Annotated in this window: 24 protein-coding genes; 15 read left to right on the top strand and 9 right to left on the bottom strand. The window is 62.4% G+C overall.

All coding sequences use genetic code 11. The annotated features are described in order from the left end of the window. Positions 1-38 precede the first annotated feature (38 nt). Together HF027_RS12750 and coq7 are read left to right on the top strand one after the other, a co-directional pair. Positions 39-380: a histidine triad nucleotide-binding protein gene (locus HF027_RS12750; RefSeq protein WP_168016253.1), complete on the top strand. Its 342-nt coding sequence runs from the start codon at positions 39-41 to the stop codon at positions 378-380. Between the two features lie 172 nt (positions 381-552). Continuing rightward, positions 553-1,194, top strand: a complete 642-nt coding sequence (gene coq7 / locus HF027_RS12745; RefSeq protein ID WP_168016251.1) for a 2-polyprenyl-3-methyl-6-methoxy-1,4-benzoquinone monooxygenase — start codon at positions 553-555, stop codon at positions 1,192-1,194. A 135-nt stretch (positions 1,195-1,329) separates the two neighbouring features. Here coq7 and speD read toward each other — a convergent pair whose 3' ends face one another. From speD to HF027_RS12725, 4 genes are all read right to left on the bottom strand, one after another. Further along, the gene (speD, locus tag HF027_RS12740; protein WP_136253572.1) at positions 1,330-2,124 is read right to left on the bottom strand and encodes an adenosylmethionine decarboxylase; all 795 of its coding nucleotides are present in this window, start codon (positions 2,122-2,124) and stop codon (positions 1,330-1,332) included. A 129-nt stretch (positions 2,125-2,253) separates the two neighbouring features. Continuing rightward, positions 2,254-2,673, bottom strand: coding sequence for an OsmC family protein (locus tag HF027_RS12735; protein ID WP_168016249.1), 420 nt, complete (start codon positions 2,671-2,673; stop codon positions 2,254-2,256). Between the two features lie 115 nt (positions 2,674-2,788). After that, positions 2,789-3,460, bottom strand: coding sequence for an N-acetylmuramate alpha-1-phosphate uridylyltransferase MurU (murU, locus tag HF027_RS12730; RefSeq protein ID WP_168016247.1), 672 nt, complete (start codon positions 3,458-3,460; stop codon positions 2,789-2,791). Beyond that, positions 3,457-4,518: an aminoglycoside phosphotransferase family protein gene (locus tag HF027_RS12725; RefSeq protein WP_168016245.1), complete on the bottom strand. Its 1,062-nt coding sequence runs from the start codon at positions 4,516-4,518 to the stop codon at positions 3,457-3,459. Before HF027_RS12725 ends, murU begins: the two co-directional genes overlap by 4 nt. Before the next feature lie 189 nt (positions 4,519-4,707). Here HF027_RS12725 and HF027_RS12720 point away from each other — a divergent pair, with 189 nt between their 5' ends. From HF027_RS12720 to HF027_RS12685, 8 genes are all read left to right on the top strand, one after another. Next, the gene (locus HF027_RS12720) at positions 4,708-7,155 is read left to right on the top strand and encodes an LPS-assembly protein LptD (RefSeq protein ID WP_168016243.1); all 2,448 of its coding nucleotides are present in this window, start codon (positions 4,708-4,710) and stop codon (positions 7,153-7,155) included. A 26-nt stretch (positions 7,156-7,181) separates the two neighbouring features. Further along, on the top strand, positions 7,182-8,198 hold the full coding sequence (locus HF027_RS12715) for a peptidylprolyl isomerase (RefSeq protein ID WP_245184794.1): 1,017 nt from the start codon (positions 7,182-7,184) through the stop codon (positions 8,196-8,198). Beyond that, complete coding sequence (gene pdxA / locus HF027_RS12710; RefSeq protein WP_168016241.1) at positions 8,195-9,256, top strand: 4-hydroxythreonine-4-phosphate dehydrogenase PdxA; 1,062 nt, start codon at positions 8,195-8,197, stop codon at positions 9,254-9,256. The genes HF027_RS12715 and pdxA overlap by 4 nt, the downstream gene beginning before the upstream one ends. A gap of 106 nt (positions 9,257-9,362) precedes the next feature. Next, positions 9,363-10,169, top strand: a complete 807-nt coding sequence (gene rsmA, locus HF027_RS12705; RefSeq protein ID WP_168016239.1) for a 16S rRNA (adenine(1518)-N(6)/adenine(1519)-N(6))-dimethyltransferase RsmA — start codon at positions 9,363-9,365, stop codon at positions 10,167-10,169. Further along, positions 10,166-10,564 (top strand): Co2+/Mg2+ efflux protein ApaG, encoded by a 399-nt coding sequence (apaG, locus tag HF027_RS12700; protein ID WP_205742673.1) that lies wholly within the window; start codon positions 10,166-10,168, stop codon positions 10,562-10,564. Before rsmA ends, apaG begins: the two co-directional genes overlap by 4 nt. Positions 10,565-10,684: 120 nt before the next feature. Then, positions 10,685-11,518, top strand: a complete 834-nt coding sequence (locus tag HF027_RS12695) for a symmetrical bis(5'-nucleosyl)-tetraphosphatase (RefSeq protein WP_168016237.1) — start codon at positions 10,685-10,687, stop codon at positions 11,516-11,518. Positions 11,519-11,579: 61 nt separating this feature from the next. Continuing rightward, a complete protein-coding gene (gene glpE, locus HF027_RS12690) occupies positions 11,580-11,918 on the top strand; it encodes a thiosulfate sulfurtransferase GlpE (protein ID WP_136253564.1) in 339 nt (112 codons plus the stop codon). After that, positions 11,915-13,081: a tRNA nucleotidyltransferase/poly(A) polymerase-related protein gene (locus tag HF027_RS12685; protein WP_168016235.1), complete on the top strand. Its 1,167-nt coding sequence runs from the start codon at positions 11,915-11,917 to the stop codon at positions 13,079-13,081. Before glpE ends, HF027_RS12685 begins: the two co-directional genes overlap by 4 nt. A gap of 51 nt (positions 13,082-13,132) precedes the next feature. Here the strand turns inward: HF027_RS12685 and folK are convergent, their stop codons facing one another. Further along, on the bottom strand, positions 13,133-13,651 hold the full coding sequence (gene folK / locus HF027_RS12680) for a 2-amino-4-hydroxy-6-hydroxymethyldihydropteridine diphosphokinase (RefSeq protein ID WP_168016233.1): 519 nt from the start codon (positions 13,649-13,651) through the stop codon (positions 13,133-13,135). Beyond that, entirely contained in the window at positions 13,648-14,004 is a 357-nt protein-coding gene (gene folB / locus HF027_RS12675) for a dihydroneopterin aldolase (protein WP_168016231.1), read from the bottom strand. The genes folK and folB overlap by 4 nt, the downstream gene beginning before the upstream one ends. Positions 14,005-14,109: 105 nt before the next feature. On the opposite strand from folB, the gene plsY reads away from it, so the two are divergent. Continuing rightward, positions 14,110-14,730 carry a glycerol-3-phosphate 1-O-acyltransferase PlsY gene (gene plsY, locus HF027_RS12670; RefSeq protein ID WP_209316446.1) on the top strand — a complete coding sequence of 207 codons (621 nt, stop codon included), beginning with the start codon at positions 14,110-14,112 and terminating at the stop codon, positions 14,728-14,730. Here plsY and tsaD read toward each other — a convergent pair. Continuing rightward, positions 14,727-15,779: a tRNA (adenosine(37)-N6)-threonylcarbamoyltransferase complex transferase subunit TsaD gene (gene tsaD / locus HF027_RS12665; RefSeq protein ID WP_168016229.1), complete on the bottom strand. Its 1,053-nt coding sequence runs from the start codon at positions 15,777-15,779 to the stop codon at positions 14,727-14,729. The two genes, plsY and tsaD, sit on opposite strands and share 4 nt — an antisense overlap. 293 nt (positions 15,780-16,072) lie before the next feature. Between tsaD and rpsU the strand changes: the two genes are divergently transcribed. From rpsU to rpoD, 3 genes are all read left to right on the top strand, one after another. After that, entirely contained in the window at positions 16,073-16,288 is a 216-nt protein-coding gene (gene rpsU / locus HF027_RS12660) for a 30S ribosomal protein S21 (protein ID WP_136253559.1), read from the top strand. A 134-nt stretch (positions 16,289-16,422) separates the two neighbouring features. After that, positions 16,423-18,264: a DNA primase gene (gene dnaG, locus HF027_RS12655; protein ID WP_245184793.1), complete on the top strand. Its 1,842-nt coding sequence runs from the start codon at positions 16,423-16,425 to the stop codon at positions 18,262-18,264. 233 nt (positions 18,265-18,497) lie between these two features. Further along, the gene (gene rpoD, locus HF027_RS12650; RefSeq protein ID WP_168016227.1) at positions 18,498-20,339 is read left to right on the top strand and encodes an RNA polymerase sigma factor RpoD; all 1,842 of its coding nucleotides are present in this window, start codon (positions 18,498-18,500) and stop codon (positions 20,337-20,339) included. 119 nt (positions 20,340-20,458) lie between these two features. Here the strand turns inward: rpoD and HF027_RS12645 are convergent, their stop codons facing one another. After that, positions 20,459-21,085 carry a hypothetical protein gene (locus tag HF027_RS12645; protein ID WP_168016225.1) on the bottom strand — a complete coding sequence of 209 codons (627 nt, stop codon included), beginning with the start codon at positions 21,083-21,085 and terminating at the stop codon, positions 20,459-20,461. 96 nt (positions 21,086-21,181) lie between these two features. Beyond that, positions 21,182-22,105, bottom strand: coding sequence for a LysR substrate-binding domain-containing protein (locus tag HF027_RS12640; RefSeq protein WP_168016223.1), 924 nt, complete (start codon positions 22,103-22,105; stop codon positions 21,182-21,184). Between the two features lie 163 nt (positions 22,106-22,268). On the opposite strand from HF027_RS12640, the gene HF027_RS12635 reads away from it, so the two are divergent. Then, complete coding sequence (locus tag HF027_RS12635) at positions 22,269-23,648, top strand: L-serine ammonia-lyase (protein WP_168016221.1); 1,380 nt, start codon at positions 22,269-22,271, stop codon at positions 23,646-23,648. Positions 23,649-23,654: the final 6 nt, after the last annotated feature.

Genomic DNA, 23,654 nt, shown 5'->3' with positions numbered 1-23,654 from the left:
ACTCGCATTCATCGACCATCATTCAAAGGAGAGGCGCCATGGATTGCCTGTTCTGCAAGATCATCAACCGCGAAATCCCCGCCGATATCGTCTATGAAGACGATGATGTGCTGGCCTTCAACGATGTCAATCCTCAGGCGCCGACCCATCAACTGGTGATCCCCAAGCGCCATATTTCGACCCTCAACGATATCGCAGAAGATGACCTGGCGCTGATCGGTCGGCTGCAGTACACCGCGGCGACGCTTGCCAAGCAGGCGGGTTTTGCCGACGAGGGCTACCGGGTGGTGATGAACTGCAATCAGCGTGGCGGTCAGACGGTTTATCATGTCCACATGCACCTGATGGGCGGCCGCGACTTCACCTGGCCGGCCGGGTAATCTGCCCTGTAGCGCGCCTCAACTCCGTCAGTCGACCCTGCATGTTGGTCACGCTGAATGCCCGAGGTCCCGAGTCGCTTGTGCGGTGGGCCTCGTGTGCTGGCAAGATTGGCAGAACTTTTGGTCGTACCGTGGCTCGGATAGACTAGTGACGATACTCACGGGGGCTTACATGAACCGCCAATATTCTCGCAATGACCACCTGATTCAGCAGTTCGATACGATTCTGCGAACCCTGGTGCCGCATGCCGCCCAGCCTTCTCGGCCCAGCCCTGCCGCCGGTGTGGATGACGGCGACATCGATGAGGCCGAGCGTTCCCATGCCGTCGGGTTGATGCGCATCAACCACACCGGCGAGGTTTGCGCCCAGGCGCTCTATCAGGGCCAGGGGCTGACCGCCAAGCTGGCCGATATCCGCAGCCAGATGGAACAGGCCGCTCAGGAGGAGATCGATCACTTAGCCTGGTGCGATGCCCGTCTCGAGGAGCTCGATGGCCGCACCAGCCTGCTCAACCCGCTCTTCTATGGGGCCTCATTCGGTCTCGGCGCGGTGGCAGGCGCGGTGGGCGATCAGGTCAGCCTGGGATTCGTGGCGGCAACCGAAGAGCAGGTTGGCGAACACCTGGAAGAGCACCTGGAGGCCTTGCCGTCGGGGGATCGTCGCTCCAGGGCGGTGCTCGAGAAGATGCGCGAAGACGAGGCCCACCACGAGCGCTGGGCCCTGGAGGCCGGTGGCGCTCAGTTTCCTGCGCCCATCAAGGCCGGTATGCGGCTGGTCTCCAAGCTGATGACCACCAGTGTCTATCGGGTCTGAGCGTCATGCCTTGAGGTGACGCCTCGTCGTGACGGCATGTCAGCGAGGCGACATCCTGAGCTTAAGCGAAAACGCCCCGCCGGATGACCCGGCGGGGCGTTTTCATTGAGGGGCCAAGAGGCGCTGGAGCGTCTGTCAGTCCATGTTGCGCGAATAGAAGATCTCGAGCATCTCCTTGCGCAGCCGGCTTTCGATGTCGCGGGCTTCCTCGAAGGTCAGGTCACGGCGCGAGGTGCCGAACAGGTAGTTGTCGAGGTCGAAGTCCTTCAGCAACATCTTGGTATGGAACATGTTTTCCTGATAGACGTTGACGTCGACCATCTGGTAAGCGTTCTTGGTGTCCTCGGCCAGGTAGTCCTGAATCGAGGTGATGTCGTGGTCGATGAACAGCTTCTTGCCGTCGACATCGCGGGTGAAACCACGCACCCGGTAGTCCGTGGTGACGATGTCGGAATCAAAACTGTGGATCAGGTAGTTCAGCGCCTTGAGCGGGCTGATCATGCCGCAGGTCGACACGTCGATGTCCAGGCGGAAGGTGCTGATGCCGTTGTCCGGATGCGACTCCGGGTAGCTGTGAACCGTGACGTGGCTCTTGTCCAGATGGCCGACCACGGTCTCCGGCAGCGGTCCCGGACCAGGGGCTCTCTGTTCCGGCGCGGGTTCCTCGAGTTCGTGCTCGGCGATCAGGATGGTCACGCTGGCACCGTGGGGTTCGTAGTCCTGACGCGAGATGTTGAGAACGTGGGCGCCGATGATGTTGGTGACATCCTTGAGGATCTGCGTCAGCCGTTCAGCGTTATAGAGCTCATCGATGTAATCGATGTAAGCCCGACGCTGATCTTCGGTCTTGGCATAGCAGATGTCATAGATGTTGAAGCTCAACGAACTGGTCAGGTTGTTGAAGCCGTGGAGTCGGAGATTGTCGCTCACGTCCGAGCCTCCCTCAGGTGCATGAGTACGTGGTATGCCTGGCGGACTGGGCCGGGGCTGCATGAAAGGCGCGTATTATGCACACCCCGGGGCACGGGCGCACCTGCTCCGGGGTGTTTTCCATCCGAATCAGCCTTCGACGATGGTGACAGAGTGTGTCACTTCGACGCCGCCATTGGCGAGCATGATGGAGGCGCTGCAGTATTTCTCCGCCGATAGCGCCACCGCGCGCTCGACCTGCTTCTCCTTGAGCCCCTGGCCGGTCACCGTGAAATGCACATGGATCTTGGTGAAAACACTGGGCACGCTGTCGGCACGCTCGGCATCGACGCTGGCGACGCAGTCGCTGACCGGGGCACGAGACTTCTCGAGAATCTGCAGCACGTCGAAGGACGTGCAGGCGCCGAGTCCCATCAGCAGCATCTCCATGGGGCGGGGGCCGGTATCGCGGCCGCCATGGTCTGGCGGACCATCGATCACCACACTGTGGCCGCTGCCTGATTCGGCGACGAACTGACGACCGTCGGTCCACTTGACGCTGGCTTTCATGAGGCAAATTCTCCGTCTGAGATCAAAAAAGAGAGGACGAGTACGACGCCATCAGCATGCATTGAGGCGCTTGGTCCAATGTAGTGCGAGGTGCTGATGCGCACTGGCAAGGCGCTCACTCTGCCATGGCTCGCAGCCGGGTATCCAGTTTGGCAAGGCGCTCGGGCGTGCCGACATCGACCCAGGGGCCGCGATGATGATGGCCGGAGACGCGTCCGGCGACCATGGCGCTGCGCAGTAATGGCGCCAGGGCAAAGGCCCCGGGGGCCTCGCTTGCAACGAGTGCCGGGTCGATCATGCTCAGGCCGGCAAAGGTCAGGCGCGGTTCACCGTCTGGATGGACGCGCCCCGCGTTATCCAGGTGGAAGTCGCCTGCAGGGTGATGGTCGGGATTGTCGACCAGCCACAGGTGGGCAAGATCGTCTCCAAGCGTTGGCAGTTCGGTGAGGTCCGGGGCACACCAGACGTCGCCGTTGACCAGCCAGAAGGGCGCCTCGCCGAGCAGCGGTAACGCCTTCTGAATGCCGCCGCCGGTCTCCAGAGGACGGTCCTCGCGACTCCACTCAATGCTAACCCCATAGGCCGCACCGTCGCCGAGTGCTTCGATGATCTGTTCGGCCCGGTAGCTGACGTTGATGACCACCTCCGTGATGCCGGCGGCAGCCAGGCGCTCCAGGTGGTGAACGATGAGTGGCTTGCCGGCTACCGGCAGCAGCGGCTTGGGGCAGGTGTCGGTCAGCGGGCGCATGCGCTTGCCAAGCCCCGCGGCCAGGATCATCGCCTTCATGCCGTTGGCTCCTGCATCATTGCCTCATTGGCCGAGGTGTTTATATCTCGTGCCGCCAGGGCAGCGTCGAGCGCCGGCGTAAAGGTGACATGAAGCCACTCGCGGAAGTCGGAAAACGCCGGCCAGGGCGCCAGGCTGTCGTCCAGGTGCGCGAGGAAGTGCGGCAGGCGTGCCAGGTAGCCTGCCTTGTCGTCGCGCAGCGTCAGGCGGCAGAAGATGCCCAGTACCTTGAGGCTGCGCTGGATAGCCATGGCATCGCACCAGAAGTGGAAGCGTTCGGTGTCGATACCCGGATCGAGACGACCATCGGCGATGGCGCGTTCGCGGAAGGCTTCCTGCCACTGCCGGAGAGTCGCGGCGTCAAAGCGCCGGTAGCGCCCTCGGGTCAGCGAGACAAAGTCGTAGGTCAGCGGGCCGGCCACGGCATCCTGGAAGTCGATCAACACCAGCGCGCCGTCGTCGAGCATCAGGTTCATGGCATCGAAGTCGCGGTGTACGACAAAGCGCGGCTGCTCGAGTGCACTTTCGATAAGCGTTGTGGCAAGCGCCGGCCAACCCGGCGGCGGGGCGATGCCCAGCAGGCGCTCGAGGCACCAGTCAGGAAACAGGTCGAGCTCGCGAGCGAGCAGGGCCGCATCATAGATTGGCAGGGCATGACGAGATGCCTTGGTTTGCAGCTCATGGATCAGCGCGATCGCCCGCTCGAAACCGTCAAAGGTGGCCTCGCGTGACGTGAAGCTTTGCTGCAGCGGTGTATCGCCCAGATCGTCGAGTGCCAGGAAGCCGGCCTCAAGATCGGCATGATGGACGCGCGGCACGGGTAGGCCGGCGGCGTGCCAGTCCGTGGCGATGGCAAGGAAAGGGCGGCTGTCTTCCTGAGCCGGCGGGGCATCCATCAAGATATGGCTGGCGCCGTCGGGAAGCGTCAGGCGATAGTAGCGGCGAAAGCTTGCATCGCCGGCGGCCAAATCCAGCCTGAATTCGTCTGGCGTCAGACCGTATTGCCTGGCCGCCCAGGTGGTGAGGGGGCCAAGGCGCTCGGGGTCTGCCGAAGTCATGGTCTCTCCTGTGGTAGTGCATGTCGCGGCGTTCTGGTTGACGCTCTGCCGGGCGCATCGCATGCTGAAAGTCGTGCTCGTGCGTTGCCGGGTCATCAGTCGTCAGAAGAGGCGCCGGCCGAGCGATGGCAGACAGCCGGAATTCGGCCTGTATAATACCGATTTCCCCCGTCAAGGACAGCGAGGAAGATGGGTAAACGACTCTACTGGACTGCCTTGGCCGGCCTGACCGCCGTCGCCGGTGGTAATGTTCTGGCGGCGCCACCGGCGCCACTGCCAGCGGAAAAGCTCGACTGGCAGCCCTGGGGCGATGATGCGCCGTCAGATGCACTATGCCGCGGCCGCTATGTGATGCCGGCCTATCGTCTGCCAGCAGGCGACACCGCCGAGGATATCCGTTCTGCCTCGGACCGTGCCCGCTATGACGAAGATGGCACCGTGCGCCTGGCCGGCGAAGTGCTGTTGCGTCGTGGTAACAGCCAGGTCGAGGCACCGCAAGTGAGCCTGGGGCCCGCTCGCGAACGGGCCCAGGTAGCGGGGCCCATGGCCCTGCGCGATCAAGGGTTGCTGGTGCGTGGCGATGCCGCCGAGGTGTCGCTGAACAGTGATGCTGCCTCGGTCGATAGTGCTCACTATGTGGCTCACGAGGCGCGTCTGCGCGGCGACGCGCAGCGCTTGGCCCGTCTTGAAGATGGTCGCTATCGACTCAGTGACGCCAGCTTCACCACCTGTGATCCGGGTAGCCAGGCATGGCGTCTGGTGAGTAGCGACATCCTGCTGGACCGCGAGGCGGGCTTCGGTACCGCCACCCATGCGCGCCTCGAGGTGCAGGACGTACCGGTCTTCTATTGGCCATGGGTGCGTTTCCCGATCGACGATCGGCGCCAGTCAGGCTTTCTGTGGCCGGTGATCAGCGCCTCGGGTGATGGCCTCGACTACGCCCAACCCTACTATTTCAACCTGGCGCCTAATTACGACGCGACCCTTACCCCACGGTTCATCAGCGATCGCGGGTTCCTGATGGGTGGCGAGTTCCGCTATCTGCAAGAGGGCTATTTTCATCAGGGCTATGCCGGCACGCTTGAGGGTGCCTATCTTGCCGACGATCAGGGCAAGAACTCATCCAATCCCAATGATCCGCCGGATACCTTCCGCGGAGAAGATCGCTGGTATCTGGACTATCGCCATCAAGGGCGGCTGAGTCCCCGGCTCGATTACCAGTTGGCCTATGGCGCCGCCAGCGATGGGCGCTACTTCGATGATTTCGGGCGTGACTTCGGCGAATCCGATACGGCCTATCTGCCGCGCCTGGCGCTATTCGATTACAGTGGCGAGACGTGGCAGCTAGAAGCCCGCGCGCAGGGGTTTCAGCGACTCGATTTCCCGTTGGCCGAGCGCGACAAGCCCTTCTATCGGCTGCCGAGCATGACCGCCAACGCGCGCTGGGATCAGAATAGCGGCTTCTACCAACAGTGGCGCTCCAATGCGACCTACTTCTGGCGTGACGTCGCCGAGCAAGAGGTACCGGTCAACGAAGCCGCCACCGGTAGCCGCATTCATCTGGCACCGGCAGTGGGGTGGCGCGGAGATGCCAGCTGGGGGTTCTTCGAGCCCAAGGTCGAGCTTCTGCAGACCGCCTATGATCTCGACTATGGCGCCCTTGAGACCCAGCGAGACACCACGCTTTCACGCACCGTGCCGGTCAGCTCGCTGGATGGTGGCCTGGTGTTCGAGCGCGACCTCTCGGCCTTCGGTGATGACTACCGTCAGACCCTGGAGCCGCGTCTCAATTACGCCTATGTGCCGGCCGAAGACCAGCAGGACTTTCCCGATTTCGACACCAACGAGCGTGCTTTCTCCTGGGGTCAGCTGTGGTCGCCGTATCGCTTCTCGGGGGCAGACCGGGTCGGGGATCTGAATCGCCTCTCGGCCGGGGTCAGTTCACGCTTTCTTGAAGACGACAGCGGTCGCGAGCGACTCGATATTGGCATCGGTCAGGGCTTTTATTTCGAGGATCGCAACATCGACATAAATGGCGACCCGGATACACTGCCGGATCGTGATACCAATAACGCCGCCTGGTATCGCGCCACTCGCGATCGCACGCCGCTGGTGGCGAAGATCGACTGGCAGATCAGCGATTACTGGAGCACACGCTATGCCTGGCTCTATGATACCGAGCGGGAAGTGACCGAGCGCAACGGCATCGATCTTGCCTATCGGGACCCCCGTGGTCATGTGCTGAACCTCGGCTATCGCTGGGAGCTTCAGGGATTCGATCCCTCCGCCGACGATCCCGAAGACCGGCTCGGCTACAACCGCGAGGAATTCGACGTATCCTTCGCCCTGCGCGCCAGCGCTCGAGTCGACCTCATAGGTCGCTACCTGTACGACAACACCAACAGTCGCTCTCTGGAACGTCTGGCGGGTGTGCAGTGGAACGACTGCTGCTATGGTCTGCAGCTGGTATGGCGTGACTGGGTCGAGGACAACGACACGGCCAATACGACGGCCGACGACTACTCTGATCGTGGCATCTTCCTGCGCTTTGTCTTCAAGGGCCTCGGCGGGGTAGGCCAGGAAGCAGACAGTTACTTCGAGCAGGCCATTCCCGGCTATCGCTCCACCGCCTTTTGAGCGCTGCGGCGCTAAGGCATCGACACATGAAACGAGTCAAAGAGGTATTTATGCGCAGTCGATTGATCGCCCCGCTGGCCATGGCGCTGATGGTGGCCCTGCCACTGGCCGCGGCTTCACAGCCGGCATCGGCCCAGCAGGTTAAGCCGCTGGATCACATTGTGGCGGTGGTCAACGAGGGCGCGATCATGCATAGCGAACTCGAGAACCGGGTCGCCCGAGCACGCGATCAGCTGGAAAAGCGTGGCGTCACACCACCCAGCGACGCGGCTCTGGAACAGCAGGTGCTGGATCGCATGATCGTTGAAGAGGTGCAGCTGCAAATGGCCAACGACGCCAATCTCAGCGTCGATGATACCGAGCTCAATCGCACGGTGCGCGGCATCGCTGAGAGCAACGGCATGAGCCTCGAGCAGTTCGCCGATACCCTCGAGGCCGATGGGTTGTCGCTTGCTGCCGTGCGTGAGGACGTGCGTCGCGAGCTCTTGATGCGTCAGCTCCAGCAGCGCCGGGTGGCCAGCCGAGTCACCGTCAGTGAGCGTGAAGTGGATCGTTACCTGGAGCAGCAGAGCGCCAATGGCGACGTGCGCTACCGCCTGTCGCACATCATGGTGGCGCTGCCGCAGTCGCCGTCCCAGGCGCAGATCGACGAGGCCCGTGGCGAGATCGAGCGCCTGCGTCGCCGTCTCGATGAGGGGGCCGATTTCGCCAGCCTGGCAGCCGCCGAGTCCGATGGTGGTCAGGCGCTCAATGGGGGCGATCTGGGCTGGCGTTCGTCTGCCGAGCTGCCGAGTATCTTCACCCAGGCAGTGCCGTCACTGGAGGAGGGCGAGGTCTCCGATCCGATCAGAAGCCCCAGCGGCTTTCACCTGGTCAAGGTCGCCGACCGCGAAGGCGGCCAGGGACGCAACCTGACGCAACGCGACCAGGTGCGCCAGACTCTCTTCCAGCGCAAGGCCAACGATGAGATGGAGGTCTGGCTGCAGGAAATTCGCGCTGGTGCCTATATCGATAACCGCTTGAGCGGTGCCAGCGGATCATGAAACCGCCGGTACTGGCGCTGACCACCGGTGAGCCCGCCGGCATTGGCCCGGAACTGGCATTGATGCTGGCCGCCGAGGGCATGTCGGGTGATGCCTCCGATATGGCCCCGGCGTTCATCGGCGTAGCGGTGGGCGACCCGGCGCTGCTTGAAGCGCTCGCCGCACAGCTTGAGCTGGACGTGACGGTGTGGGTGCTGGAGCCTGGCGAGACGCCGTCTATGCCACGTCGTGGCGTACTGCCGGTATGGCCGGTGGCCCTGAAAGCGCCTTGCCATGCCGGCAAGCTTGATCCCGCCAACGGCGCCTATGTGCTCGAGACCTTGGATCTGGCTATTGCGGCCTGTCGTGAGGGCAAGGCTCAGGGCATGGTCACCGCACCCTTGCACAAGGGGGCGATCATCGAGGGCGGCCAGGTCGGCTTCACCGGCCATACCGAATACCTGCGCGATGCTTGTGGGGTCGAAGAGGTGGTCATGATGCTGGCCACCGACCAGGCGCTGCATGGTCAGCTCGACGGACCGGTGCGCTGCCCGTTGCGGGTGGCGTTGGCGACCACGCATCTGCCCCTGCGCGACGTGGCCGATGCCATTACCGCCGAAGGGCTGAGTCGTGTGTTGCACATCATCGATGCCGACCTGAAGCGCTACTTCGGGGTCGCCGCGCCGCGCCTCAAGGTGTGCGGGCTCAACCCCCATGCTGGCGAGGACGGTCACCTGGGGCGCGAAGAGCTCGAGATCATCACCCCGACGCTCGAGCGCCTGGTGACTGATGGGCTCGATGTACGCGGTCCTTATCCCGCCGATACCCTCTTCACCCCACGGCATCTCGATGACGCCGATGCGGTGTTGGCCATGTATCATGATCAGGGGCTCGCTGTGCTCAAGTACGCAGGGTTCGGGCGTGCGGCCAATATCACCCTGGGCCTGCCGCTGGTGCGCACCTCGGTGGATCACGGCACGGCTCTCGATCTCGCCGGTCGTGGCATCGCCGATACCGGCAGCCTGCGCGTCGCCATGAATCTGGCGGCCGAGATGGCGACAAGCGCCACCCTGTCTTAATTGGCCCTGTCTATCTGCAAGCGTGGCTAGCCGGCACCGTCCATCGGTGCCGAGCCCGGCCTCGATAAGCCCCACATTCTGTCTGAATCAAAGGATCATCCATCGCATGTCTTCACGCCCACCCCTGCATCGGGCCCGCAAGCGCTTCGGCCAGAACTTCCTGCAAGACTCGGGGGTCATCTCGCGCATCGTGCGGTCTATCGACCCACGAGAAGGCGAGCGGCTGGTCGAAATCGGCCCCGGCCAGGGTGCGCTGACCGAGCCGCTGATCGATGCGGCCGGCGGTGCCCTCGAGGTGATCGAGCTTGATCGCGACCTGATCCCCGGCCTGCGTGTGCAGTTCTTTCAGTATCCCGGTTTCGTGATTCACGAGGGGGATGCCCTGACCTTCGACTTTGCCGCCTTGCGTGGCGATGGCCCGGCGTTGCGGGTGGTCGGCAACCTGCCCTACAACATCTCCACGCCGTTGATCGTGCACCTGCTCGAGACGCCGGGCGCGATTGCCGACATGCACTTCATGCTGCAGAAGGAAGTGGTCGAGCGCCTCGCCGCCGCGCCCGGCGACACCCACTGGGGGCGCCTTTCGGTGCTGGCGCAGTACCACTGTCGGGTCGAGTCGCTGTTTGTGGTCCCGCCTGAAGCCTTCGTGCCGCAGCCCAAGGTAGAGTCGGCTATCGTGCAGATGGTGCCGCATGACACCTTGCCACACCCGGCAAGGGATCCGGCGCTGTTGTTCGATGTGGTCCGCGAGGCCTTCGGGCAGCGGCGCAAGACCCTGCGCAACAATCTCAAGGGGCGTGTATCCGCCGAGGCGCTGGAGCGTCTGGGGATTGATCCGACCCGGCGGCCCCAGACGCTCTCCGTCGAGGAATTTGTGCGCATCGCCGATCATCTGGCAGAGGAGGTTGCATGAGCGACACTAATCGCGAAGCGCTGATCGCGGCGCTCTTTGTCGACGTCGAGCCGGCCTACCGCGCCGATGAGTCCGACGAAGCCGAGTCCCGCTACGTGTTCAGCTACACCGTCACCGTGCATAACCGTTCATCGCATAGCGTGCAGTTGCTGGCGCGTCACTGGAAGATAACCCAGAGCAGCGGCAAGGTGCAGGAAGTGAGAGGCAAGGGCGTGGTGGGCAAGCAGCCGATGATCGGTCCAGGCCAGACCTTTAGCTATACCAGCCGAGCAGTGCTGGATGGCCCCGTGGGCGTAATGGAAGGCGATTACACCTGTGTCGATGCTGCCACGCAGCAGCATCTCGAAGTCCCCATTGCCCCCTTCCGCTTGGCGAGCCCCCATCAGGTGCATTGACCCTTCACGGCGGGCCTGCAAGTCTGGCGCTCTGGTAGGACATCACTGCCATGCCAACCCACAATGCTGCACAGGACCGTGACGGCAACATCGTTTAAGCCTTTGTCACCAGGAGATACCATGACCACTTATGCGATCGGTGATCTGCAGGGGTGCCACCGGGAGTTTGTGGCGCTGCTCGAGCGCCTCGACTTCGCACCCAGTCGCGACACGCTATGGTTGGCCGGGGATCTGGTCAATCGTGGGCCGGGCTCGCTTGATTGCCTGCGCGAGGTGGTCGCACTCGGTGATTCGGTGCAGGTGGTGCTGGGTAATCATGACTTGCACCTGCTGGCGGTGGCCCGGGGTAACGGTACCACCAAGCGCTCCGATACCCTGGCAACGATTCTCGAGGCGCCGGATCGCGAGGCGCTGCTCGACTGGCTGCAACAGCAGCCGTTGATGGTGCGTGCATCGGGGCTTGAGCCAGGCGAGCAGCACGATACCGTGATGTGTCATGCCGGTCTGTTGCCTCAGTGGTCGGTGGCCAAGGCTGCGGCATTGGCAGGTGAAGTCGAGGCGAGGCTCGCCGACGACAACGGCGATTTTCTCTCGCGCATGTACGGGAATCACCCGAGCCACTGGCAGGATGATCTCGATGGCATGGACCGAGCTCGATTCATCGTCAATGCCTTCACGCGCATGCGCTTCGTCGACCCGGACGGCCAACTGGAGTTCGCCGCCAAGGAAGGGCTCGACTCGGAGCCCAAGGGCTTCGCCCCCTGGTTCAGCTATTCCCGCGAGGACGATCCGCATATCCTCTTCGGTCATTGGGCGGCGCTTGAGGGCGCCACGCCCGGCAGCCGAGTCCGTGCCGAGGCACTGGACACGGGGTGTGTGTGGGGCGGAAGCCTGACCGCACTGGATCTTTCGACCGGCAAGCGCATCAGTCAGCCGAGTCTGAAAGGGGCCTGATCGACTCCCGCCCCTGATTCCCCGCTTGCCGCTACACCCTCTTATTTTTCGTGGAGCTACCATGAGCACGACGCCCTTCGAGCATCTGGACATCCCCACTCTTAAAGCCTGGCTGGACGAAGGCGAGCCGCTGACGCTGGTCGATATTCGAGACCCGGTGAGCTTCGCCCGCGGGCATATTCCGGCGAGTCGCCACCTGGACAACGCAAGCGTCGGTGCGCTGCTCGACGAGACACCCAAGGATTCGCCGCTAGTGGTCGTCTGTTACCACGGCCATTCCAGTCAGCAGGCCGCTGCCTGGCTCGGCGGACAGGGGTATACACGGGTCTATAGCCTGGATGGCGGCTTCACCGACTGGGCGGCCAAGCACCCCACGCGCGTTGCCTCGGCACCGGCATGAGGGGTGACCGTTTCCTTGAGGGTCTCGAGGTCTATTGTGTGGGCGGTGCCGTCCGTGATGCGCGCCTGGGTTGGCCGGTCGTCGATCGCGACTGGGTGGTAGTAGGGGCCAGTGTCGATGAGATGATGCGACGCGGCTTTACCCCGGTGGGGCGCGATTTCCCGGTCTTTCTGCATCCGGTGACCCATGAGGAATACGCCCTGGCGCGCACCGAGCGCAAGCGCGGTCATGGCTATACGGGCTTCGAGGTACATGCAAGCCCCGAGGTCAGTCTCGAAGATGACCTGGTGCGCCGCGATCTGACCATCAATGCCATGGCAGAAGACACCGATGGCACCCTGACAGATCCGTATCACGGCCTTCATGACCTCGACGCCAAGCGGCTTCGGCATGTCTCGCCAGCCTTCGTCGAAGATCCGTTGCGGGTATTGCGCACCGCACGTTTCCTGGCCCGCTACCGAGGACTCGGTTTCACCATCGCCGAGGAGACGCTTTCCCTGATGCAATGGCTTGCCGATAGTGGCGAGCTTGCGCATCTGGTCGCCGAGCGGGTCTGGACCGAGACCGAGAAGGCGCTGGGCGAACCGTGCCCCGAGGCGTATTTCACCGCCCTCGATGCGTGCGGGGCGCTTGCTGTGTTGATGCCGGAGCTGATCACCGACCGCGATGCCTTCGCCTCGGCATTGGCGCGGTTGCACCACTTGCCGGCGACACAGGACGACATCGCTGACGATGATGACGGCGGTGCACGGCGACGCTTTCGTTGGGCACGGCTGGTCGAGCACCTCGACGAGGACAGTCGAGACGCGCTCGCCGAACGCCTGAAACTGCCCAAGGCCTATGCCGACCTGGCACGGCAAGCCGCTCGTACCCGAGCACTGCGTATTGAGCATCAGGCAGCGCCGCTCACGGCCGAGCAGGCGCTCGCCTGGTTCAGTGGTATCGACGCCTGGCGGCGCGAAGAGCGTCTGGCGCCGCAACTGGCATTATTGGCGCTGGAGGCGCCTGATCTTGCCCGGGTACTGGATGATGCCTACCTTGCCGCGCGCGCGATTGAGCCTCGAGGACTGCTTGAGGAAGGCTTCAAGGGCAAGGCATTGGGCGAGGAACTCGACCGGCGCCGCCAGGCCGCGATCGCCGAGGTGTTGTCGGACGCTGGGTAAACATAGGCCACAAAGACAAGAAAACTGCACTAGGCAGTTTTCAGGTATGGCTTAATCGGCGCGGGAGATCCACTGTTGCTGCCAGTAGAAATCCACTGGCCAGAGGCGCTGGTCGCCGGCATCGAAGGCCTGCCAAAGGCGGTCATAGCGCTCGCCACTGACCGGGTGCGTCGCTTCGGGCAAGAGTTCCGCTAGCGGCTTCAGGACGAAGGCATGTTGGGTGATTTCGTCACGTGGCAGTTCGATGCCATCGTGCTCCCCGGTGAGCGCGCCCACCGTCAACAGGTCGATATCGAGGGTGCGGGGACTGAACTTGGCGCTGTCTTTCACTCGGCCATGGGCAAATTCGAGGCGCTTGCACCAGGCCTGTAACTCGCCGACCGAGGCCTCGCTGTAAAAGGCTGCCACCAGGTTATAGAAGTTGCGTCCATCCTCGAAGCCTACCGGTTCACTCTCGAAGACCCTGGACACGGCAAGCTCACCGAAAGAGGCGTGAAGGGCGTCGAGGCAGACGCGAACATGCTTGTCGCGTTCGATGTTGCTGCCGATGCTGACGGTAACCTGGTTCATGGGCGTTCGCCTCGCGTGATGCGTACACCAACGGCTCGGGCGTTGGCCACGGCGCCGGGCTTGCGTACCGTGAGGTGCAGCCAGGCGATACCGAATTCCTCGCGCAGGGTGGCGGCCAAGCGTTCGGCAAAAGTTTCCACCAGCGCGAAGTCATGCTCGCCAGCGAAGGTGGCAATGCGCTCGCTGATAGCCGCGTAGTCCAGAGTCTTGTCGATATCGTCATCGGCCGCGGCGGGGCGGATATCGGTGGCCAGTTCCAGGTCGAGGACCAGGCGCTGGAGTATGTCACGCTCCCAGTCGTAGACGCCGATCACGGTGTCTACCTCAAGCGCCTCGATCAACACGCAATCCATTAATGCATCCCCCACCAGTCGGTCTTTAAGAATTGCCGGGCTCGATTGTACGTGAGTCAGCGGGCAGAATCATGGCTGGCCGCTGCGATGCTCGGGAGAACCCTTATGCCGCCAAGTTATCTGGCTCTCGTCATGGGGTCGCTGCTGGTGCTGGGCTATCTCAGTGGTAGCGCCCTGGGCGCACTGCTCGTATGCCGGTGTGCCGGGGTGCGCGACCCTCGGCTGGCAGGGTCCTGCAATCCGGGGTTTTCCAATGTGCTGCGCCTCTATGGCACGCGGTTGGCACTGGCGACCCTTGCACTGGATGCTGCCAAGGGCATGCCGGTGCTGCTGGTCGCTCAGGCGCAGGGCTTGCCGCCCTGGGCCCAGGGGCTGGTGGGGCTTGCAGTGCTGCTGGGCCACAGCTACCCGCCTTGGCACCACTTTCGCGGCGGCAAGGCGGTGGCCAGTGCCTTCGGGCTATTGCTGGTGCTGGCCCCCGGCGTGGCGTTGGTCAGTGCCGCTTGCTGGGTCCTGCTCGCCTGGCGGGTACGGACCGCGTCGGTGGCGTCGCTTGCCAGCGCGACGCTCGCACCACTGGTCAGTCTGTGGCTTTCGCCCGACTATGCAGGCGTGATCATCATCTTCGCGATACTGGTCGTGGTGCGTCACGCGTGGAACATCCGCCGCCTGGGTCGCGGCGGTGAGAAGGCGCTATCGACGGATAGCGCCCGGGAAGACGACTAGGGTCGAGCGGGGGCGTGTCGGTGTCCGGCAGGCACTAACTGATCCAGCGGCCAGCGTGGCACGGCGCGCATGGCGCTGTCGTCGCGTTCCCCTGCCAATAGCCGTTGTGCACCGACATAGGCGATCATGGCGCCATTGTCGGTGCAGAAGCGCCCCCGGGGATAGAACGCCTTGGCGCCACGCTTGTCGGTTTCCACCGCCAGGCGTTCACGCAGCCTCGCGTTGGCACTGACGCCGCCTGCGACGACCAGGCGCTTAAGGCCGGTGACATCCAGCGCTCGCCGGCACTTGATCACCAAGGTGTCGACCACGGCTTCCTCGAAGGCGCGGGCGACGTCGGCGCGTGCCTGGTCATCGAGTTGGCCGGCCTCCTTGAGGTGGCGGATGGCGGTCAGGGTATGGGTCTTTAGCCCCGAGAAGCTGAAATCGAGACCCGGCCGGTCGGTCATCGGTCTCGGGAAACGAAAGCGTGTCGGGTCGCCCTGTTCGGCCAGGCGTGCCACATTGGGGCCGCCTGGATAGGCCAGTTCCAGCATCTTGGCGGCCTTGTCGAAGGCTTCGCCAGCGGCATCGTCCACCGATTCACCGAGCAACTGATAGTCGCCAAGTCCACGCACCTCGACCAGCTGCGTGTGGCCGCCCGATACCAGCAGGGCAACGAAAGGAAAGGCGGGCGGCGCATCTTCAAGCATCGGGGCCAGCAGGTGCCCCTCCATGTGGTGGACGCCAAGCACCGGGATACTGAGCGCGCGCGCCAGGCCATGGGCGGTGGAGGCGCCCACCATCAGAGCACCGACCAGGCCCGGGCCTGCGGTATAGGCGATGCCGTCGAGATCGCGGCGAGTCAAGCCACCACTGTCGAGCACTTCCTCGATGAGCGGCAGCAGCTTGCGCGTGTGGTCGCGGGAAGCGAGCTCCGGCACTACGCCACCATAATCGGCATGCATGGCGATCTGGCTGTAAAGGGCGTCGGCAATCAGCCCCCGCTCGGTGTCAAAGAGGGCAACGCCGGTCTCGTCACAGGACGTCTCGATCCCTAGTACGCGCATGATAAAGCCCCAAGGCTATGATGACTGGCTAACAATAAGCCGCCCATTATACGTGCTTTGGATGCCGTCGGGCACCGGCTTGATGCCAAGGTTTGCAAAGTTGGCAGGCCACGACTAGAATATTGTCCGCTGTATGACTGGGTCGTGCGCCCGGGTTCCACTCGCTGTCCGCTTTTTCCTGATGATTGCCGATGCCGCTCCAAAGTGGCTTGGACGTTATGTTTCAAGCGATGCGAAAGACTCGAGGCGTGCGTTCAAACCGAACTCATGATTCCAAGGTAGGTGAGTGCTTAATGCCTTCTGTCAAAGTACGTGATAACGAGCCGTTCGACGTCGCGCTGCGTCGCTTCAAGCGTTCCTGCGAGAAAGCCGGTGTTCTGTCCGAAGTGCGTCGTCGCGAGCACTACGAGAAGCCGACCGCCGAGCGCAAGCGCAAGGCTGCTGCCGCTGTCAAGCGTCACGCCAAGAAGCTCCAGCGTGAGAAGAAGCGTTTCGAGCGGCTGTATTAATCCGTACTAAGGGCGGCCATGCCGTCCTAGAGGGATGCCAAGCGGCCGCCATACGGTGGCCGTTTGTTTTTTAGTGGCCGCGGCGGAGTGTTTCGCTGCGGCCACAGTTCGCCGTTTATTCAGGATGCCTCGCGATGGCCATGGGCCAGATCCCGCAACGCTTTATCGATGACCTGCTCGCCCGTGTGGATGTGGTCGAGGTCGTCGGCGAACGGGTGACGCTCAAGAAAAACGGCCGTAATCACGCCGGGCTATGTCCCTTCCATCAGGAAAAATCGCCTTCGTTCACCGTGAGCCAGGATAAGCAGTTTTATCACTGCTTCGGCTGCGGGGCGCACGGCAATGCGCTGCGCTTCCTGATGGAGTACGACAACCTGCGTTTTCCCGAGGCCGTAGAGCAGTTGGCGGCTCGGCAGGGAATCGAGGTGCCTCGAGAGGGCGCTGACGATCCGCATGCCAAGGCCCGGGAGCAGAAGCGCAAGGAAGGCGTCAATCTTCTGGAGCTGGCGGCACGTTTTTTCCGCGAGCGGCTGAAGATGCCTGAGGCGCAAGAGGCCAGGCGCTATCTGGAGCGTCGCGACCTGTCACCCCAGGTGCAGGACGAGTTCGCCATCGGCTATGCCCCTGATGACTGGGAGGCGCTCAAGCGTCATCTTTCCAGTCAGGGCGTGTCGGAGGCAGTGCAGATCGAGTATGGCCTCCTGGTACATCGCGAGGATAGCGGTCGCACTTATGACCGGTTTCGCGATCGGGTCGTCTTTCCGATCCGCGACTTCAAGGGGCGCACCATCGCCTTCGGTGGCCGGGTGCTGGGGGATGCCAAGCCCAAGTACCTGAATTCGTCGGAAAGCCCCGTGTTTCACAAGGGGCGTGAGCTCTACGGTCTTTATGAGGCGCGTCAGGCGAACCGCCACCTCGAGCGGGTGGTGATCGTCGAAGGGTACATGGACGTGGTGGCGCTTGCGCAGTTTGGCATCCGCAATGCGGTGGCAACCCTTGGCACCTCGACCAGCGAGGAGCATCTGACCCGGCTATTTCGCATGGTTGGCGAGGTGGTGTTCTGCTTCGATGGTGATCAGGCTGGGCGCCAGGCAGCCAGTCGGGCGCTGGCCAATGTCCTGCCGTTGATGATCGATGGCCGTCAGGCGCGATTCCTGTTCCTGCCCGAGGGCGAGGACCCGGATAGTCTTGTGCGCCGGGAAGGCCCTGAGGCTTTCCAGAACCGGGTGACTTGCGCAAGCCCGCTGTCAGAGTTTCTGTTCGAGCAGGCTGGGCGCGGGCGCGATCTTTCGAGTGTCGAGGATCGTGAGCGCTATGCCAGTCAGGTGCTCAAAGCCATCGAGCAGCTGCCGGAAGGGGTGTTGAAGTCGCTGATGTTAAGCGAGCTTGCCTCGCGGACGGGGGTCGATCAGGCACGTTTTACGGCGCTGTTGACTGCCAAGGCGCCAGCTGAGCCGCTTGAGGACGTCGAAAGTGGGATGCCCCAGGAGACCTGGCGGGTGCCCGAAGAGCAAAGCGCTCAAGGCGGCGCGCCCCAGGCCGCAACGCGAAGCGGTGCCATGAGCTTGATTGCACGCGCGCTTCAGCTGTTGGTTCATGAGCCAACCCTGGTGGACCGTCTGCCCGATGACCTCGATTGGTGCCCCGAGCAAGATGCCGATGGTGCGCTGTTCAAGGATCTGGTCAAGCTATTGCGGGCGGGGCGCTATCGCAGCATTCAGGTGCTGTTGGCGCACTTTCATGGCACGCCTGAGGGTGAGCGCCTGGCCGGCCTGGCGCGACGTGAGCTGCTGATGCCGCCAGCGGCGCGCGCCACTGAACTGGATGGCCTGGTAGAGCATTTTCGCTGCGCTCAGTCGCGGCAGACCCCTCAGAGCGAGTACGCGGCTTTGATGTCAAAGATGAAAGGCGGGCAGCGACTTTCTCATGAGGAAAGACAGCGCCTGAATGATTTAGCTTTGTCGCTTGGTCGCTGACGGGCATCGATACGATATCGGGACGGGGTTGAAATGTTGCGCATCAGCACCATCTAAGGGTGTATCGCGATGCTCCAACCCCGAGCACAACCAAACAACCTAACACACCTGAACGGCACCGCAAACGCAATACTGGCGGGATAGCCCATCTTACCGCTATACTGATCGGCTTTATGGTTTTTCATGCCTGATCGTTCGGGTGCTTCATTCTTCTTCGTCGAGATAGGGTTTCTATGGCTGGAAATGCGCAGCAGCAGTCGCGTCTGAAGGAGTTGATCGCGCGCGGCAAGGAACAGGGTTACCTGACCTATGCCGAGGTCAACGACCACCTTCCTGAGGATATCGCCGACCCGGATCAAGTGGAAGACATCATCGGCATGATCAACGACATGGGTATTAATGTCGTTGAAGAAGCACCCGATGAAGACACCTTGATGATGGCGGATCAGTCCACCGATGAGCACGCGGCCGAAGAGGCCGTGGCGGCATTGGCGGCAGTGGAGAGCGATGTCGGTCGCACGACTGACCCGGTGCGCATGTACATGCGCGAGATGGGGACCGTCGAACTGCTGACCCGTGAAGGCGAGATCAAGATCGCCAAGCGTATCGAAGAAGGTACGCGTGAAGTGATGTCGGCGCTTGCGTACCTGCCCGGTGCGGTCGAGTCGATACTCGAAGTTTACGACGGCACACAGGATGAAGAGGCGCCTGGTCGCCTGTCCGACCTGTTTTCTGGTTTCATCGACCCGGATGAGGGCATTCCCGGTGTCGCCGAAGCCGAGGTTATTGAGGAGCCGGTTAGCGAGTCCGATGGCGAAGGCGTCGAGGACGACGAGGACGCCGAGGAAGAAGAGACCACCAGCGGCCCCGATCCTGAGGAAGCCAGGGCGCGTTTCGAGCAGATTCGCGAGCAGAACGCCATCGTGCAAGCCGCGATCGAAACGCATGGGCGTGGCTCCAAGAAGGTGAATGACGAGCAGGCGCGTCTCGCCGAGTTGTTCTCGCCGATCAAGCTGGTGCCCAAGCACTTCGAGCGTTTGGTGGGGCAGGTAAGGATTAGCGTCGAGCAGGTTCGCCATCAGGAAAAAGCGATCCTGCAGATCTTCGTCAAGAAAGGGAAAGTGCCGCGCAAGACGTTCATCAAGTCTTTCCCGGGCAATGAGTCGCGCAGCGAGTGGCTGGATGAATTCTTCGCGGCCAACGCGCGCTTCAAGGATCGTCTTGAGCCGTTCCGCGGCGATGTGGCCCGCGCTCAGCGCAAGATCGCCTTCGAAGAAGACATGGTCCAGCTCCAGGTGCCTGAGCTGAAAGAGGTCAATCGTCGGCTGTCGATCGGTGAAGCCAAGGCGCGCCGGGCCAAGAAAGAGATGGTCGAGGCCAACCTGCGCCTGGTGATTTCGATCGCCAAGAAGTATACCAACCGCGGCTTGCAGTTCCTGGATCTGATCCAGGAAGGCAATATCGGTCTGATGAAGGCGGTCGACAAGTTCGAATACCGTCGCGGCTACAAGTTCTCGACTTATGCCACCTGGTGGATTCGCCAGGCGATTACCCGCTCGATTGCCGACCAGGCGCGTACCATCCGTATTCCGGTGCACATGATCGAGACCATCAACAAGCTGAACCGCGTGTCGCGGCAGATGCTGCAGGAGATGGGTCGCGAGCCGACGCCGGAAGAGCTCGGTGAGCGTCTTGAGATGCCCGAGGACAAGGTCCGCAAGGTGCTCAAGATCGCCAAGGAACCGATCTCCATGGAGACGCCGATCGGTGACGATGACGATTCACATCTGGGGGATTTCATCGAAGATGGCACCATGCTGCTGCCTATCGACCTCGCCACTGGCGAGGGATTGATCGAAGCGACGCGCAATGTGCTTGGCGGGCTGACGGCGCGCGAGGCCAAGGTGCTGCGCATGCGCTTCGGCATCGACATGAATACCGATCATACCCTCGAGGAAGTCGGCAAGCAGTTCGACGTTACCCGCGAGCGTATTCGTCAAATCGAGGCCAAGGCGTTGCGCAAGTTGCGCCACCCGTCACGCTCCGAGTCTCTGCGTTCCTTCCTCGACGAGTAAGGTTCGGGTTAGCCGCCTCCAGGGCGGCTAACGCCATGGCAGTAAGAAAAACGCCCGCAAGCATGGCTTGCGGGCGTTTTTGCGTCTGGCTTTCGGTCGTGGTGGTGCTGGCGACGTTCCTAGCGGGCCGCCAGGCGACGCCGTGCCAGTAGCGTGAGTTCGATTACCGCGAACAGCAGTAGTGCATAGCCGAGCAGTTCGGTGGTTTCCTCAGCGGCATTCTTGAAGTCCCGCACATAGGCGTCGCCGAGAATTGCCATCCACATCTCGCCGCGGCCATAGAGGCGCGAGAAGACATAGGTGACCAGAAAGCCAGCCGCGAAAAGCCCGAACGAGAAGCTGTTGGCGTAGCGTTCGAACTCGCCGAGAAAGGTGTGTCGGGCGCGGATCACGGCGTAAAGACTGGGCAGCACGATCAGGGTGACGATGACCTGCCAGGCGCCGTCGAAGACGTAGGCATCGAGCAGCGCGTCTTGTTCGCGGACCAGTGACGCGCCGAGGAAGGCCATCATCAGCAGGCTGATGGTCGGCAATTGGCGGAGTCCGAAGCGAACGTAAGCCAGCAGGACGACACTAATCAAAAGCAGGGTCGACTGGGCAAATTCGGTAAAGCTAACTTCGGACAGCCGAGTGTCAGGCAGGTGGATGGCCTCCAGGTAGACGCCCTGCACAATAGCGGCGGTCAGCAGGATGTAGCACAATGCGCGAAGGCAGGTGGAGCGAAAACTAATGATCTCTGGAGACATGCGAGCAGCCAATCCTTTGGGGCGTGTGTTTGCGATGCAACAATTAGTTAACCCGCTATATTATCGCAATTGTCGTTGAGGCGACCACCTGTTCGGCTAGTGGCCGGATACCCGTTGAGCCTCTTCGACCAGCCAGTCGTGTACCGCCTTGACGCGCCGGTCATCCAGGGCCCCGGGCGCATGGACGATACCGTAGCGCTTGCCGGTGGCGACGCGCTGCGAGAACGGTTCGATCAGTGTGCCAGTCTTGAGCTCATTGGTAATCAGGGTCTGGCGGGCGATGGCCACGCCCATTCCGGCACTCGCCGCGTCCATGGTCAGTTGGTTGCGGTTGAAAGTATAGCCTCGCTGCACGCCCACGTGGGGAGCATCGATCTCATGCAGAAAGTGCTCCCATTCAGCATAGTCGCTGCTGCCGCGCCAGGCGGTGACGTCGTGCAGCAGGGGGTACCAGGCCAGGTCCTCCGGGCGGCGCAGCGGGGGTTTGCCGCGCAGCAAGCTTGGTGCGCAGACCGGGAAGATAACTTCGTCCATCAGCGGTGTGATGGCAAGTCCCGGGTATTGGCCGTCGTTGAGATCCAGCGCGAGATCGAAGTCGCCCTCCCGCAGCGAGATGCTGCTGTCCTCGGCGACGACCTGCAGTTCGATATCGGGGAAGCGGGCCTGTAGTCGCGGCAGGCGCGGCATCAGCCACTTGGCAAGAAAGGAGGGCACCGAGCGCAACCTGAGGATGCCGCTCATTACGCCGCTGCGCAGTCGCCTGACTTCGAGCCCCACAGCCTGGTAGGCATCTTCGACGACCAGTGCCAGTCGGCGGCCCTCGTCGGTGAGCTCAAGGCGGCGTGGCAGGCGCCTGAACAGCTTGAAGCCGAGCCGCTCCTCGAGCTGCTTGATCTGCTGGCTGACCGCGCCGGTGGTAACGTGCAGCTCTTCGGCGGCGCGGGTGAAGGACAGGTGGCGAGCGCTGACCGCAAAGACCTTCAACCAGGCATGGGTCTGCGAATTGAGGGATCGGCTCATGATTTAGTTTTTCTAAAGTCGTGGCGAGTATTTCTGGATTGTATCGCGCCTCCTTCCGAACCACTATAGGTTCATCTGGCCTGATTGGGGTGCCACCTTTAGCCAAATTGATGACAATGGCACCCCAGGCATCCAAGCCATGCTTCCTTTAATGAGGTGAACCATGTCCATCAGCGTCTTCGACCTGTTCAAAATCGGTATCGGTCCGTCGAGTTCCCACACGGTGGGGCCGATGCAGGCCGCTCATGATTTCGTCGAGGAGCTGCGCTCGCTTGATCTGCTGGAGCGGGTGGCGCGTATCGAAGTGTGCCTGTATGGCTCGCTGTCAGCTACCGGCATTGGTCACGGTACCGACCGGGCTGTGATCATGGGACTGATGGGGGAGCTGCCGAGTACCATTGATACCAACACCATCAATCCTTGCATCGAGGAGTTGGTGGAATCTCGCACCCTGTTGCTCGACAACCGTCTGGCGATCCCCTTCCTGTGGTCGCGCGACATGCAGCTGTTGGATGAATGCCTGCCGCATCACCCCAATGCGATGCGCCTGATTGCCCACGGCCATAACGATGAGCTGTACCGCAATACCTACTATTCCGTGGGTGGTGGTTTCGTGATCGACGAGGCTCAGGCCCAGGGCGGCGTTCTGGATACCGATACCACGTCGCTGCCTTACGATTTTAATAGTGCTGGTGAGCTGTTATCGCTGTGTCGCATGCATGACATGCGGATCTCGGAGTTGATGCTCGAGAACGAGAAGACGTGGCGCAGTGAGCGGGAGATCCGCGACGGCCTGTGGACGATCTGGCAGGCAATGCGCGACTGCGTCGAGACCGGCTTCAGCAACGAAGGTGTGTTGCCCGGTGGGCTCAACGTCAAGCGGCGGGCGGCCTCGCTGCATCGTCGTCTGGTGGCGATGGAAGGCAGTCATAGCCTGATCACCTCCACCTTCTCGGCAATGGACTGGGTCAACGTCTTTGCCCTGGCGGTCAACGAGGAGAACGCCGCCGGCGGGCGCATGGTCACCGCGCCCACCAACGGTGCTGCGGGCATCATTCCGGCGGTGCTTCACTATTACATGAAGTTCCAGCCCGACGCCTGTGAGCGCGACGTGGTCGACTTCCTGCTGGCCGCCGGTGCGGTGGGCATCTTGTGCAAGAAGAACGCCTCGATCTCTGGCGCCGAAGTCGGCTGTCAGGGTGAAGTTGGTTCGGCCTGCGCAATGGCCGCCGCCGGGCTTGCTGAAATCATGGGTGGCAGCATCGGCCAGGTAGAGAATGCCGCCGAGATCGGCCTTGAGCATAACCTGGGTCTGACCTGCGACCCGGTCGGCGGGTTGGTGCAGGTGCCCTGCATCGAGCGCAATGCCATCGCCTCGGTCAAGGCCATCAACGCTGCCCAGATGGCGCTGCGTGGCGACGGCGAGCACTTCATCTCGCTGGACAAGGCGATCCGCACCATGCGTGACACCGGCCGCGACATGCAGGACAAGTACAAGGAAACCTCGCGCGGCGGTCTTGCCGTCAATGCCATCGAATGCTGATTCTGG

This window comes from Halomonas salinarum (assembly GCF_012062845.1).
Classification (GTDB): Bacteria; Pseudomonadota; Gammaproteobacteria; order Pseudomonadales; family Halomonadaceae; genus Onishia; species Onishia salinarum.
The sequence above is the reverse complement of the archived record's forward strand: the minus strand, read 5'-3'. Positions and strand labels throughout refer to the sequence as shown.

Excerpts from the sequence above, each read along its gene's own strand:
- folK (WP_168016233.1), bottom strand. The coding sequence starts at position 13,651 with ATGAACCAGGTTACCGTCAGCATCGGCAGCAACATCGAACGCGACAAG.
- HF027_RS12750 (WP_168016253.1), top strand. The coding sequence starts at position 39 with ATGGATTGCCTGTTCTGCAAGATCATCAACCGCGAAATCCCCGCCGAT.
- rpoD (WP_168016227.1), top strand. The coding sequence starts at position 18,498 with ATGGCTGGAAATGCGCAGCAGCAGTCGCGTCTGAAGGAGTTGATCGCG.
- apaG (WP_205742673.1), top strand. The coding sequence starts at position 10,166 with ATGAGCGACACTAATCGCGAAGCGCTGATCGCGGCGCTCTTTGTCGAC.
- pdxA (WP_168016241.1), top strand. The coding sequence starts at position 8,195 with ATGAAACCGCCGGTACTGGCGCTGACCACCGGTGAGCCCGCCGGCATT.
- HF027_RS12640 (WP_168016223.1), bottom strand. The coding sequence starts at position 22,105 with ATGAGCCGATCCCTCAATTCGCAGACCCATGCCTGGTTGAAGGTCTTT.
- dnaG (WP_245184793.1), top strand. The coding sequence starts at position 16,423 with ATGGCCATGGGCCAGATCCCGCAACGCTTTATCGATGACCTGCTCGCC.
- HF027_RS12715 (WP_245184794.1), top strand. The coding sequence starts at position 7,182 with ATGAAACGAGTCAAAGAGGTATTTATGCGCAGTCGATTGATCGCCCCG.
- coq7 (WP_168016251.1), top strand. The coding sequence starts at position 553 with ATGAACCGCCAATATTCTCGCAATGACCACCTGATTCAGCAGTTCGAT.
- plsY (WP_209316446.1), top strand. The coding sequence starts at position 14,110 with ATGCCGCCAAGTTATCTGGCTCTCGTCATGGGGTCGCTGCTGGTGCTG.
- HF027_RS12645 (WP_168016225.1), bottom strand. The coding sequence starts at position 21,085 with ATGTCTCCAGAGATCATTAGTTTTCGCTCCACCTGCCTTCGCGCATTG.
- HF027_RS12725 (WP_168016245.1), bottom strand. The coding sequence starts at position 4,518 with ATGACTTCGGCAGACCCCGAGCGCCTTGGCCCCCTCACCACCTGGGCG.
- folB (WP_168016231.1), bottom strand. The coding sequence starts at position 14,004 with ATGGATTGCGTGTTGATCGAGGCGCTTGAGGTAGACACCGTGATCGGC.
- rsmA (WP_168016239.1), top strand. The coding sequence starts at position 9,363 with ATGTCTTCACGCCCACCCCTGCATCGGGCCCGCAAGCGCTTCGGCCAG.
- tsaD (WP_168016229.1), bottom strand. The coding sequence starts at position 15,779 with ATGCGCGTACTAGGGATCGAGACGTCCTGTGACGAGACCGGCGTTGCC.
- HF027_RS12735 (WP_168016249.1), bottom strand. The coding sequence starts at position 2,673 with ATGAAAGCCAGCGTCAAGTGGACCGACGGTCGTCAGTTCGTCGCCGAA.
- HF027_RS12685 (WP_168016235.1), top strand. The coding sequence starts at position 11,915 with ATGAGGGGTGACCGTTTCCTTGAGGGTCTCGAGGTCTATTGTGTGGGC.
- glpE (WP_136253564.1), top strand. The coding sequence starts at position 11,580 with ATGAGCACGACGCCCTTCGAGCATCTGGACATCCCCACTCTTAAAGCC.
- HF027_RS12695 (WP_168016237.1), top strand. The coding sequence starts at position 10,685 with ATGACCACTTATGCGATCGGTGATCTGCAGGGGTGCCACCGGGAGTTT.
- murU (WP_168016247.1), bottom strand. The coding sequence starts at position 3,460 with ATGAAGGCGATGATCCTGGCCGCGGGGCTTGGCAAGCGCATGCGCCCG.
- HF027_RS12635 (WP_168016221.1), top strand. The coding sequence starts at position 22,269 with ATGTCCATCAGCGTCTTCGACCTGTTCAAAATCGGTATCGGTCCGTCG.
- rpsU (WP_136253559.1), top strand. The coding sequence starts at position 16,073 with ATGCCTTCTGTCAAAGTACGTGATAACGAGCCGTTCGACGTCGCGCTG.
- HF027_RS12720 (WP_168016243.1), top strand. The coding sequence starts at position 4,708 with ATGGGTAAACGACTCTACTGGACTGCCTTGGCCGGCCTGACCGCCGTC.